General features: G+C 70.2%; 10 protein-coding genes. 4 read left to right on the plus strand and 6 right to left on the minus strand.

Features of this window, described 5'->3' with window-relative positions; genetic code table 11:
• Positions 1–71: 71 nt before the first annotated feature.
• Positions 72–569 (plus strand): hypothetical protein, encoded by a 498-nt coding sequence (locus WMF28_RS37415; protein WP_437598345.1) that lies wholly within the window; start codon positions 72–74, stop codon positions 567–569.
• Positions 570–666: 97 nt separating this feature from the next.
• On the opposite strand, the gene WMF28_RS37420 is transcribed toward WMF28_RS37415, so the two are convergent.
• The 4 genes from WMF28_RS37420 to ppdK form a co-directional block, all read right to left on the minus strand.
• On the minus strand, positions 667–1,110 hold the full coding sequence (locus WMF28_RS37420; RefSeq protein ID WP_437598346.1) for a hypothetical protein: 444 nt from the start codon (positions 1,108–1,110) through the stop codon (positions 667–669).
• A gap of 40 nt (positions 1,111–1,150) precedes the next feature.
• On the minus strand, positions 1,151–1,900 hold the full coding sequence (locus tag WMF28_RS37425) for a PspA/IM30 family protein (protein ID WP_437598347.1): 750 nt from the start codon (positions 1,898–1,900) through the stop codon (positions 1,151–1,153).
• Positions 1,901–2,009: 109 nt separating this feature from the next.
• Entirely contained in the window at positions 2,010–3,560 is a 1,551-nt protein-coding gene (locus WMF28_RS37430) for a hypothetical protein (protein WP_437598348.1), read from the minus strand.
• Positions 3,561–3,757: 197 nt separating this feature from the next.
• A complete protein-coding gene (gene ppdK, locus WMF28_RS37435) occupies positions 3,758–6,523 on the minus strand; it encodes a pyruvate, phosphate dikinase (RefSeq protein ID WP_437598349.1) in 2,766 nt (921 codons plus the stop codon).
• Between the two features lie 157 nt (positions 6,524–6,680).
• On the opposite strand from ppdK, the gene WMF28_RS37440 reads away from it, so the two are divergent.
• From WMF28_RS37440 to WMF28_RS37450, 3 genes are all read left to right on the plus strand, one after another.
• The gene (locus WMF28_RS37440; protein ID WP_437598352.1) at positions 6,681–7,607 is read left to right on the plus strand and encodes an FKBP-type peptidyl-prolyl cis-trans isomerase; all 927 of its coding nucleotides are present in this window, start codon (positions 6,681–6,683) and stop codon (positions 7,605–7,607) included.
• A gap of 66 nt (positions 7,608–7,673) precedes the next feature.
• Positions 7,674–8,903: an AAA family ATPase gene (locus WMF28_RS37445; protein ID WP_437598354.1), complete on the plus strand. Its 1,230-nt coding sequence runs from the start codon at positions 7,674–7,676 to the stop codon at positions 8,901–8,903.
• 218 nt (positions 8,904–9,121) lie between these two features.
• On the plus strand, positions 9,122–9,745 hold the full coding sequence (locus tag WMF28_RS37450; protein ID WP_437598356.1) for a PE-PGRS family protein: 624 nt from the start codon (positions 9,122–9,124) through the stop codon (positions 9,743–9,745).
• A gap of 15 nt (positions 9,746–9,760) precedes the next feature.
• Here WMF28_RS37450 and WMF28_RS37455 read toward each other — a convergent pair whose 3' ends face one another.
• Entirely contained in the window at positions 9,761–10,411 is a 651-nt protein-coding gene (locus WMF28_RS37455) for a hypothetical protein (protein WP_437598358.1), read from the minus strand.
• 120 nt (positions 10,412–10,531) lie between these two features.
• Complete coding sequence (locus WMF28_RS37460; protein ID WP_437598359.1) at positions 10,532–12,253, minus strand: ABC transporter substrate-binding protein; 1,722 nt, start codon at positions 12,251–12,253, stop codon at positions 10,532–10,534.
• Positions 12,254–12,304 lie beyond the last annotated feature (51 nt).

Here is a 12,304-nt window from a genome sequence, read left to right on the forward strand (position 1 = left end):
CTCGAGCCACATCGCCCTCGTCATCGCCTTCGCGACTCACAAAACGCAGTCAACATGAACGGAGACAGCACATGACACACGACATCAAGAGCAAAAACGGCATGATCCTCGAAGGCCAGGACGGTCTCACCGTAGCCCGGTCGAGCGGGAAGGGGCGAGGCATGCAGCTTCTCATGAGAGCGAGCGGAGCTCTCGCCCTCACCGCTTCCATGGCGCTCACTGGCTGCATCGCGCAGGAGGGCGATGAGGCCCTGGGAGAGTTCGCGCAGGAGGGCGATGAGCCCGTGGGAGAGGCGGAGCAGGAGTTCAGCATCGCTGTCGTGCCGGTGACCTGCAACAGCGTCTGGCCCGGTACGCGGGGCTGCTACAAGCGGCTCGGAGATGGGAGAAAAATCATCCCCGGCACGGTCTCCGTCCAGATCGATGGCCACAATGGCGCTATCGGGCACAGTGCGTCGCTGATCGACAACAACCGAGCGATCAATTTCACGGCGAGCATCCACGAGGGGAACGCGTTCGATCCGGGGAGCAACACGACCAAGTTCCTCGTCCTGTGGGCGTACGAGTAGCATCGTCCGTAGCCCTCGCGGCTCTCGACGGTCGCGGTGAGCACGGGGACACCTCGTCGCTCACCGCTCCCGCCGCCCGTTCCTCGGAGGACGCGCTCTACTCGATGGAGAGGGTGACGGTATCGCCCGTCAGGTGCGTCACGGTGAGGCTGCCGGAGAAGATCTCCTCGAAGGTGAAGTTGAGGAGGACGAGCGAGTAGCTCGTCTCGTATATCGACGCCGCGGCGGTCGAGAAGCTGTGCTCCAGCCTCTCGAAATGGATGTCGCCCTCGAACTCGCGCGACGAGATCCAGGAGGGCTCCCCGTCCGCCATCACGGGCACCAGGGCGCACTCGCCGTTCGTGGGCTCGCCGTCGATGAAGTCGGTTTCCCCCACGCCCCAGGCCCCGGCGACGAACGTCGCGCAGCCCGCCGTCGCGTATTCGTCCGCTGCAATCGCGAGCTCCACCGTGCCGAGGCCGCTGCCGCCCGCGCCGCCGCCGCCCTCGGCAGGGCTGCCGCCCACGCCCGCGCCGCCGCCGCCCTCGGCATAGCCGCCCACGCCCGCGCCGTCGCCGCCCCCCGGCTCTCCCCTCAGCCGCTCAGGACCCGATCCGGATCTTCTTCTTCAGCGCGGCGAGCTCATCATCGACCGCCGCGCCGCCGGGCCTGTCCGCGCCGCCGGCGCTGCTTGCGCTGCCGCGGCCGTGCTCGAGCTGGGCGAACTTCGCCTCCAGCTCGGCCGCCGACAGTCCGCCGCCGGAGATCGCCTCCTCCACCTCGCGCGACGCCGCGACCTGCGCCACCTGCCCCTCGACCTGCTCCTCCATGCGCCGGAACTCGGAGAAGGCGCTCTGGCCGCTCCGCGACCCGAGCCCCTCGGCGCCGCCGCCGGCGCGGCTCTGCTGGATCTGCGCCGCGAGCGTGCCCTTCCGCGCCTGGAACTCCTCCTGCTTCGCCTCCATGCGCTCGAGCTCGGTCTTCATCGAGATGACCGCGGAGCGCTGCTCCGCGCGCATCGCCTCGGCCCGGTCGCGCTCGCCCACGACCCGCTTCTTCTGGACGAGCGCCTCGCGCGCGAGCTTCTCGTCGTCCGCCTTCAGCGCGAGCTCGGCGCGCTTCTCCCACTTCTCCGCCTCGGCGTCGAGCTCGTCGACCTTCTTGCGCAGCACCTTCTCGGCCGCTACCGCGTCGACCAGCTCCTTCCGCGCCGCGCGGACCTGGTCCTTCATCTCCTCGACGATGAGATCCAGCGACTTTTTCGGATCTTCCGCCTTGTCGAGGAGCGCGTTGACGTTGCTCGAGATGACCTTTCCCATCCGGTCGAAGATGCCCATGCCGGTAGCGTGCACCGCCCCGCCTTCCCTGTAAAGCGCCCGCGCGCCGCGCTGCCGGCGCCCCGCGCCGGCCCGCCGGCGCCCCCTCCGAGCGCGCCCGCCGCCCCGCGCCGGGGCCCGGCGCTCAGGGCGGGGGCGGGTACGCCGGACCGACGCTCGACTCCACGAACGACCGCGTCGTGAGCAGCGGGATCTTCACCGCCTCGTCCTCGTACAGCGGCCTCACCACGCAGGTGTCCTCCCCGCACTCGCCCCCGTCGACGAACGCCACGTCGGCGACGAGCCAGTACCGGACGCTCCCGTCGCTCGACGAGAACGTGACCGGCGCCTCCGGGTCGTAGAACCCCGTCGGGCCGAGATCTGCCCCGAGGGCGCCGTGGCAGAAGATCTTGACCCGCGGGTGAACCGCGTAATCCCGGCCGTGGCTCGAGTAATAATGGACGCCGATCCGCATCCACTGCCCGAGCGGCGGGAAATCGACGTTGATGTTCTCGGGCGCGCAGAAGTCGTCGCTGTTCGGGTCCGTGACGCCGGGATCGCACGTGATGTTGTCGATATCGAGCCGCGGGTTGTGGCACCCCCGGCCGAGGGTGCGCCACGCCTCCCCGGCGTCGCGAGGGGCGGAATAGCAGGTGTTCCTGGCCTCCACCGGGTCCAGGAACCAGCTCACCGGCTCCGGCGGCGACGCCGTGTCGCTGAACCAGCGGATCTCCGGATCCGACTCCAGCATCTGCACCGTGCAGTTGTTGTAGCCGCAATCGCTCGGCGAGCCCCCGACCCTCCACGGCTGCGTATCGTTCGGCTGGTGCAGGTGCAGATCGAGATCCACCCCGTCGCCGCCGAGGTCGTGCTCCCACTCGAGCTCGACCCGCAGGCCGGGCGCGCCGACGTAAAGGGCATACTCGCAGGAGCCGGTCGTGCCGTCCGCGAGGCGCTTCGTGTAAACGACCTTGTACTCCCCCGACTGGAGCGGTTTGTAATCATCCGCCGGGTCCGCTCCAGACACCGCGGGACACGGCTCGATGCCCGCCGGGCAAACGACGGACCACGTCTCCGAGCCGGGCTCCGCGTCCACGCTGAACGTGCCTGTCCCCTCCTTCAGGTCCACGTCGGCGAACGGCGGCGCCTGCAGCGCGTGGCAGCCCGCGGGGCTCTCGTTGAAGCAGGCCTCGGTCGCGTGGCGGCCGCCGATGCACGGCCCCCACACGCCGACCTCGTTGCACAGCTCGGTCCCCGAGAAGCACCCCTCCACGGCGCGGTACGACGGATCGCCCATGAAGCACGCGTGCGCTTGCCCCGCGACGCAGGAGCACGTCTCGTCGACCTGACCGTCGCAGTCATCGTCGAGGCCGAGGTGGTTGAGATCGCAGAGCTCCTCCGGTCCGCACTCGGTCCCGCACGGGTTCACGGCTCCATCGACGACCCCGGCGTCCTCGCCGGAGGAGATCGTCCCGCCGAAGCCGGGCTCCGGAGAGGCGCCCCCGCTGTCGCCGGCGGCGGCGCCGCCGTCGCCTCCTCCTCCACCTCCTCCACCTCCTCCGCCGCCGGCGGCCGCGACGCCCGCGCCGGGATCGTCGCGCGAACCCGAAGCATGGCAGCCGACCGCGACGAACGCACCCGAGGCCGCGGCCCCCAGAACAGCGAGGAGCGCAGAGGAGACGCCGAGATGACGCATGAGACCTCCAGTCGCCAGCGCGCGGCGGAGCAGCTTGGGCGCGCAGGCGCGCCAAGCCGGACACCGGCGATGAACAGCGAGGTGCGTGTCTTAGCAGAACCGGCGCGACACCAAAGTACGCTCGCAAACGCGCAAAGCACGCTTGTGAGAACGGATGTCGCGCCGCCCGATCGGCGTATGTCCTGGAAAGGAGATGGTCAGTCCGTCGCGCGCGGACCCCTCGAGGACTCGGCCGCGAGCGCCGCCTGCGCGGCCGCGAGGCGGGCGACGGGGACGCGGAACGGCGAGCAAGACACGTAATCGAGCCCGGCCCGCTCGAAGAACGCAATCGAGCTCGGATCGCCGCCGTGCTCGCCGCAGATACCGAGCGTCAGCCCGGGCCGCGCCGCGCGCCCCCGATCCCGACCCATCTCCACGAGCACCCCGACGCCGACCACGTCCAGCGACTGGAACGGATCCTTCGTGAAGATGCCGGCCTCGACGTACGCCCCGAGGAACCGGCCCGCGTCGTCGCGCGAGATCCCGAGCGCCGTCTGCGTGAGATCGTTCGTGCCGAAGCTGAAGAACTCCGCCTCCTCGGCCAGCTCGCCGGCCACGATCGCGGCGCGCGGGAGCTCGATCATCGTCCCGAACCGGACATCGACCCTCCGGCCCTTCTCGGCGAACACTTTCTCCGCGACCCCCTCGACGAGCGCGCGCGTGATGGCGAGCTCGCGCCGGGTCATGCTGAGCGGGATCATGATCTCGGGCTCGACCTCGATGCCCGCCGCCGCGACCTCGCACGCCGCCTCGAGGATGGCGCGCGCCTGCATCTCGTAGATCTCCGGCGACGTGATCGCCAGCCGGCAGCCGCGGTGGCCGAGCATCGGGTTGTACTCGGCGAGCTCCTCGTTCTTGCGCTGGAGCTCCTTCACCGGGACGCCCATCGCCCTCGAGAGCTGCTGGAGCTGCGCCTCGTCCTGCGGCAAGAACTCGTGCAGGGGCGGATCGAGCAGGCGAATCGTCACGGGCAAACCGGCCATCTCGCGGAAGACACCCACGAAATCGCTGCGCTGGAACGGGAGCAGCTTCGCGAGGGCGCGCCGCCGCCCCGCCTCGCCGTCCGCGAGGATCATCTCGCGCACCGCCTGGATGCGCTCCTCGTCGAAGAACATGTGCTCGGTGCGGCAGAGCCCGATGCCCTCCGCGCCGAAGTTGCGCGCCGTCCTCGCGTCGTGGGGCGTGTCGGCGTTCGACCGCACGCGCAGGCGCCGGACCGCGTCGGCCCAGACCATGAGCTCCTCGAACTCGCCGCTCAGCGCCGCCGGGACGGTCGGCACCGCCCCGAGGTAGACCGTGCCGGTGCCGCCGTCGAGCGTGATCACGTCCCCGGCCTTCACCGTGATCGTGTCGGTCGGGTGCCCGTGATCGTCGTAGATCGTCACCGCCATCTGGCCCTGGCTCACGCTGACGGCCGAGCAGCCGGCCACGCAGCTCTTGCCCATCCCCCGCGCCACGACGGCCGCGTGGCTCGTCATGCCGCCGCGGGCCGTCAGGATGCCGCGCGCCGCCTTCATGCCGTGGATGTCCTCCGGCGACGTCTCGGACCGCACAAGGATCACCGCCTTGCCCTGGCCGGCGCGCCGCTCCGCCTCGTCCGCGCTGAACACCACCTGCCCCGTCGCCGCCCCCGGGCTCGCCGGCAGGCCGCGCGCCAGCAGCTTCTTCGGCGCGCTCCCGTCGATGCTCGGATGGAGCAGCTGATCGATCGAGCCCGGGTCCACCCGCAAGATCGCCTCGCGCTCGCTGATCAGGCCCTCCTTGGCCATCTCGACCGCGATGCGCACGGCCGCCCGGCCCGTGCGCTTTCCGGTGCGGCACTGGAGCAGATAGAGCTTCTTCTGCTGGATCGTGAACTCCAGGTCCTGCATGTCGCGGAAGTGCTGCTCCAGCTTGCCCTGCACCTCGACGAGCTCCGCATACGCCTCGGGCATCATCGCCTCGAGCGAGCAGGCGTCCTCTTCGTTCGCGCCGCCCGATCCGGACCTCGACAGCGGGTGCGGCGTGCGCACCCCCGCCACGACGTCCTCGCCCTGCGCGTTGGGGAGCCACTCGCCGTAGAAGCGCCGCTCCCCGGTCGACGGATCGCGCGTGAACGCGACGCCCGTGCCGGAGTCATCGCCCAGGTTGCCAAACACCATGGCCTGGACGTTGCACGCCGTCCCCCAGGCCTCCGGGATATCGTGCATCTTGCGGTACACCTCGGCCCGGTGGTTCTTCCAGCTATCGAATACCGCCCGGATCGCGCCCCAGAGCTGCGCGTAGGGATCGTCGGGGAACGGCCGCCCCGTCGCCCCGAGGACGATGTCCTTCTGCCGCTGGATGAGCGCCGCGAGCGACTCCGGATCGAGCAGCGAGTCGGGCACCTTGCGCTCGAGCTCGGCGGCGTTCAGGCGCGTCGCGTCGACGCCGAGCCGCGCGGCGGCCTGCTTGCGCGCGCGGCCGAGCGCCTCCTCGAAGCGGTCGCGGGGCACGCCGAGGACGATATCGGCATACGCCAGGATGAACCGCCGGTAGGCGTCCAGCGCGAATCGCTCGCTGCCCGTGCGCCGCGCGAGCCCCCGCGCGATCTCGTCGTTCAGGCCGAGGTTCAGGATGGTATCCATCATTCCCGGCATCGACGCGCGCGCGCCCGAGCGGACCGACACGAGCAGCGGCGCCTCGACGCTCCCGAGCCTCGCGTCGAGCAGCGACTCCAGCCGGCCGATCGCCGCCTTGATCTCGTCCTCGACGCCGGCGGGGAGCACCCTCCCCGCGGCGTAATACGCGTTGCAGACCTCGGTGGTGACCGTGAAGCCGGGCGGCACCGGGATGCCGAGGCGGGTCATCTCCGCGAGCCCCGCCCCCTTGCCGCCGAGCAGCTCCTTCTGCTGTGCGTCCCCGTCCGCCTGCCCCCCGCCGAAGAAGTATATCGGTTTCCGCATGGCGGGCACACGCTAGACCGTCCGCGCAGTCGGGTCGAGATCCCTCGAACGCAGCACACGGGCGGCCTGCGGCGACGCTGGATCCGCGACCGACGGAATCGGTGCGCACCTCACAAAAATACCAGCCCTCGACGGCGGACGAGCTATGAAGCGGCGCATGAAGCGCGGATACCTCGTCCTTGTTGCGATGCTTGCCGTCCCCCTCGCCGCCTGCGACCAGAAGCCAGCCCCACAGGCGATCGCCGACGCACCGGCGCCCGCGTCGGCCGAGCCTGCCGCGCCGCCGACGCCCACCGCCGAGCAGCAGGCGCCCCCTGAGCCCGCCGCCCTGCCCGCGCCGCCGGACGTCGCCGCGCCGCCCGCGGACGCGCAGAAGACAGCCTCGGGCCTCGCGTTCAAGGTGCTGACGCCGGGCACGGACAAGGCGCATCCCGGCCCCGACGACAAGGTGAAGGTCCACTACACGGGGTGGACCACGGACGGGAAGATGTTCGACAGCTCCGTCCTCCGCGGCGAGCCGGCGAGCTTCGGGGTGGGCGGCGTGATCAAAGGGTGGACGGAGGCGCTCCAGCTCATGAGCAAGGGTGAGAAGCGCCGCCTCTGGATCCCGGGGAGCCTCGCCTACGGCGACCGGCCCACGCGCCCGGGCGCCCCGGCCGGAATGCTCGTGTTCGACGTCGAGCTGCTCGATTTCTCGCCCGCGCCGCAGCCTCCGCCCGTGCCGAAGGACGTGAAGGCGGCGCCGAAGACCGCGAAGAAGACCGCCTCCGGGCTCGCGTACCAGGTCCAGCAGAAGGGCACGGGCACGGAGCACCCCAAGCCGACGAGCCGCGTCACCGTGCACTACACGGGCTGGACGACCGACGGGAAGATGTTCGACAGCTCCATCGTCCGCGAGGAGCCGGTCACCTTCCCGCTGGGCGGCGTGATCAAGGGGTGGACCGAGGGCGTACAGCTGATGGTGAAAGGCGAGAAGACGCGCTTCTGGATCCCGGCCGAGCTCGCGTACGGCGAGAAGCCGACCCGCCCCGGCGCGCCCTCCGGCATGCTCGTGTTCGACATCGAGCTCATCGACTTTCGTTGATCGGTCGGCCGGCGCTTTACATCCGGCCGACTGCCTGGCTACATGGAGAGCTGCGAGCGGCCAGGCATGCTGACATCCATTCGACTCAAGAACTTCAAGAGTTTCGCCGATCAAACGGTGGAGCTGTCCCCCTTCACGCTGCTGCTCGGGGCCAACGGCTCGGGCAAGAGCAACTTCCTCGACGCCCTGCGCTTCTTGCAAGGCGTAGGGCTGGATCTCCCCTTGTGCGACATCTTCCGCGGCCGCGTCGACGGCAGGCGCGAGGTCTGGCCGGGCCTGCGCGGCGGCACGCAGGGGGCCACGTACAGGGGCGCCAAATCGTTCACCATCGAGAGCCGATGGACGATAGGGAAGGAGGAGCTCACACACAAGCTCACGTGTCAGGTCGAGCCTGACGTGATCGTCGAGCACGAGTCGCTCGAGGCGAAGTCGGCGGGGGGTCTGCTCTTCGACACGCCCGCGTCGGCGCTGAGGGGCCTCGAGGGGTTCTCCACGGGCGGCGCGATGAAGGCGGCGTCGAAGAAGGGCCGCTCGATGAGGCTCGCCTCGATGGATCGCAACCCCGGGCGGCGCAGCCTGCTCGGCCAGATCGAGCACCACCGCGGGCGCGGCGACGACGTGAGCCTCTCGGACGTCATCGCGCTCTGCAACGCGCTCCAGGTCGCGATGCGGAGCACGCTGTCGCTCGACATCGATCCTTCGCGGATGCGGGGTTACGTGCCGCACGAGATCGAGAACCTCGGCGCCGGGGGGCAGAACCTCTCCGCCGTGCTCCGCTGGCTCTGCCAGGAGGCGGATCACAAGGCCGACGTGCTCGGCTGGGTGAGCTCGATCTTCGCGCCCGAGATCGGCGATATCGAATTTGCGGAGACGGGCCTCGGCGACGTGATGATGGTGCTCGTCGAGAAGGACGGCACCCGCGTCCCGGCGCCGAGCCTCCCGGACGGCGCGCTGCGCGTGCTCGGCAAGATCGCCGGCGTGCTCACCGCGCCGGAGGGCTCGCTCCTCCTCGTGGAGGACCCCGACGCCGGCATGCACCCCGATCGCGCCGGCCTGCTCGCGCAGCTCCTGGAGGGGGCGGCGCGGCCCTCCGTCTGCCAGATCGTGGCGACGACGCACTCGCCCGCGCTGCTCAGGGGCGTGTCGAAGCAGGGCCTCAGCCGCGCGATCGCGTTCGACCGCGACCCCGAGACCTGCGCCACGACGGCGCATCGGCTCGCCGATCTCCCGCGTTTCGAGGACATGGCAGAGCGCGATCCGGGAGAGCTCCTCTCCTCGAAGGCGCTCGCGGGATAGCGCGCGACGAACAGCGCAGTACAGCGCTGCCATTGCATTGCAGTGCTGCCATTTCGCGAGGCGTGGACATCCGCCTTTCTCGCGAAATGCGTTGTGAACACCCACAGGGCCCTCTAGGCTACCGGCGCGTCCATGGCGCGGCGAGCGCCGCGCAAGTCCAGCGACGGATGAGGTCTTCCATGCTTTTTCACAAAACTACACTTCAACTGGCCCTCTGCTTGACCGTCGGGCTATCGGCGGCTGCCTGCTCCGATGACGACCCCGGCGGCGAGGGCGGCGGCACGACGAGCTCGACCAGCAGCGCCTCCACCGGCGAGGGCGGCTCCACCGGCGAGGGCGGCTCCACCGGCGAGGGCGGCTCCACCGGCGAGGGCGGCTCCACCGGCGAGGGCGGCTCCACCGGCGAGGGCGGCTCCACCGGCGAGGGCGGCTCCACCGGCGAGGGCGGCTCCACCGGCGAGGGTGGCTCCACCGGCGAGGGTGGCTCCGCCCCCGGCGATCCGGCGTGCGGCGCGGACACCGCGGCCTTCGCCGACGTGCAGGCGATCCTGACCGCGACCTGCGCGGGGTGCCACGGCAACGCCGGCCCGCCGTCCGGCGGCCTCGATCTCCGCGGGAACGGGTCCCATGGCAGGCTCGTCGACCGCAACAGCACGACCTGCGCCAGCCGGGTGCTCGTCGTGCCGGGCAAGCCGAGCGAGAGCTACCTCATCAACAAGCTGCGCAACGTCGACCTCTGCGCGGACGGCAAGCGCATGCCCCCGCCCCCGGACGCGAGCCTGCCGGAGGCGAGCCTCAAGAAGATCAACGACTGGATCTGCGCCGGCGCTCCCGGCATCTGAGCTCGGCCGCCGGGCTCAGTACACCTTGCAGCGCGCGCCGCCGGCGGCGCGCGCGTAAGGGACCTTCGCGCTCCGCCCCTTCACGTAAACCGCCCCGCCCGAGGCGGGCTTCGGGATCACGGCGCCGGTCGCGAGCGGCCGCCCGGGCGGCAGCTCCTCGACCTCGATGATGATGTCGTTCCCCTCCTGATCGACCGCCGAGATCGAAGGCCGCCGGCTCTCCTCGTCGGCGGGGCCGCCCGGACAGGGCACCCCGCGCGCGCTCAGCGCGACGGCGAGCGTGTTGTCGGCCGTGCTCTCCGGGGCGCCGGCCGCCCACTGGAACCTGGGATCGCGCGCCCCCCCCACCTCCACGGCCAGGCAGCTGCACCGCTCGGTCCGCGACGCGGCGCGCGCGAGCGCGAGGTCGTGCCGCACGCCGACCCACGACGAGGGACCTCGCTCCTGCGGCGTGGAGGGAGCGCCATCGAAGTCGTCGGGCGCGCCGAACGCCCGGCGCGACGCCTGCAGCTTCGCGGCTTCAGGGTCCACCGGCCTGGCGGGGTCGACGGTGTCGCCCTGCCAGAACGCCGCGGCGCCTGCGTGCTGGTTGCCGCCGCAGGCGGCGAGGACGGCTCCGGAGAGGAGCGCAGCAAACCGTGCGATCTGGACGGCCGAGGGGAGCATGCGGTGCGATCTTCGCACCGGCGCCGGCTGCGGCCAAGGTTTGTGCTGAGATGGAGGGGAAGAGCTAGGCCGGGAGACGCGCGCAGCGCGCCGGGTGTCCGGCGCGCTGCACAGGGAACGTCACTTCGGCTTGATCTCGGTCAGGACGATGAGGTAGTCCGGCGAGTTGTTCGGCGACAGCTTGGCGTACGGGTTCTCCTTGCTGGGCCACCCGACGAAGCGCTTCGTGCTGTACTCGCCCCAGGACGGGTTCTTGAACAGCGGGATCACCGGCACCTGCTGCGCGTAGATCATCTGCAGCTCGTCGACGATGCTCTTCTGCTCCGCCGGATCCGTCGCGGCCGCGAACTTCTTGAACAGCGGCTCGGCCTCCTTGGCGGAGAAGCGATGCCAGTTGCGGTTCGAGACCTCGCCGACGGGCTTCACGAACTCCGGGGCCATGAGATCGCGGTAGTAGTTGAACGGCGTGGGCTCGGTGTTGGTCCAGCCCATCGACATGTCGAACGTGCCCTTCTGGAGCGCCTCGAAGAACGCGCTGAAGTCGTACGTCTTCAGCGTGGCCTCGATGCCGACGGCCTTCAGGCTCTGCGTGGTGATCTGGACCGCGCGCACCCAGTCGGACCAGCCGGTCACGACGTTGATGTCGAACTTCAGCGGCTTGCCGTCCTTCGCGCGGATCCCGTCGGAGCCCTTGGCGTAGCCGGCCTCGTCGAGGAGGGCGTTCGCCTTGGCCACGTCGAAGGTGGTCCAGTCGCCGGCCGCGGCGGCCTTCTCGTTGCGCCAGCGCCCGTAGGCGTCGTCGAGCCCGGTCCCGTCCGCGCCGACCGTGTAGCCGTTGACCGCGATCTTGGCGATCTGCGCCCGGTCGATGGCCATGCTGATGGCCTTGCGCAGCTTGATGTCGTTGAACGGCTTCTTCGTGGCGTTCGGGTAGAGCGTCACGGTGCCGCCGACGAGCGGGAACCAGTAGTGGTTGTTCTCCGGGTCCTTGGCGACGTAGGTCTTGTCGATGTCGGGGACGAAGTTGCCGGCCCAGTCGACCTCGCCGTTGATGAGCGCCAGGTTCGCCTGGTCGTTGCCCGGGTACGCCGGGAAGCGCAGCCCCTCGACCGCCGGCTTGCCCTTCTGCCAGTAGTTCGGGTTCTTGCCGAGCTCGTAGATCTGGTTCTGGAACGTCTTCACCTCGGTGAAGGGGCCCGTCGCGACGGGGTTCTCGTTCGTGAACGTGACCGGGTCGGCGACGTCCTTCCACTTGTGCTCCGGCACGATCGGCTGGTGGCCGATGTAGTGGAGCCCGGGGACGAAGGCCTCCTTGAAGATGAACTCGACGGTGGTGGCGTCCTTGGCCTCCACCGACTCGACGAACTTCCACACGCCCGTCTGATCGAGCGCCGGGAACTTCTTGAGGAGCCCGAACGTGAAGGCGACGTCCTTCGCCGAGAAGGGTTGTCCGTCAGACCACTTGACCTCGGTGCGGGCCGTGAAGGTGAGCTTCTTGTTCGCGTCGCTCCACTCGTACTTCGTGGCGAGCCACGGCACGAACTCGCCCTTCATCGTGTTGTACACGATCATGGGCTCGTAGATGCCCGCGACGGTGGGGAAGCGCGTGGCCCCCTCGCCGAGCAGGGGGTTGAAGTTGCGTACCCAGGACGCCTGCTGCTCCCTGGAGATGGTGACGAACTTCGTCCCGCCCTTCGCCCCGCCCTGGGCCCCGGCACCCGGGGTGCCCGACGCAGCCCCCGCCGAGTCCTTCCCGGCGGTCTCGGAACCCTTGTTGTCGCAGGCCGCCGTGGCGCCGACGGATAGGACGAGCGCCGAAAGGGCAAAAATGCGGCGCGACATGGATCGACTCTTCATAAGCTTGCTCCCTCGCGGCGACCTCGGTCGCCCGCG

The organism is Sorangium sp. So ce590 (assembly GCF_051521365.1).
Classification (GTDB): domain Bacteria; phylum Myxococcota_A; class Polyangia; order Polyangiales; family Polyangiaceae; genus Sorangium.

Coding starts and splice junctions, on each gene's coding strand:
- WMF28_RS37445 (WP_437598354.1), top strand. CDS start 7,674: ATGCTGACATCCATTCGACTCAAGAACTTCAAGAGTTTCGCCGATCAA.
- ppdK (WP_437598349.1), bottom strand. CDS start 6,523: ATGCGGAAACCGATATACTTCTTCGGCGGGGGGCAGGCGGACGGGGAC.
- WMF28_RS37415 (WP_437598345.1), top strand. CDS start 72: ATGACACACGACATCAAGAGCAAAAACGGCATGATCCTCGAAGGCCAG.
- WMF28_RS37455 (WP_437598358.1), bottom strand. CDS start 10,411: ATGCTCCCCTCGGCCGTCCAGATCGCACGGTTTGCTGCGCTCCTCTCC.
- WMF28_RS37430 (WP_437598348.1), bottom strand. CDS start 3,560: ATGCGTCATCTCGGCGTCTCCTCTGCGCTCCTCGCTGTTCTGGGGGCC.
- WMF28_RS37460 (WP_437598359.1), bottom strand. CDS start 12,253: ATGTCGCGCCGCATTTTTGCCCTTTCGGCGCTCGTCCTATCCGTCGGC.
- WMF28_RS37440 (WP_437598352.1), top strand. CDS start 6,681: ATGAAGCGCGGATACCTCGTCCTTGTTGCGATGCTTGCCGTCCCCCTC.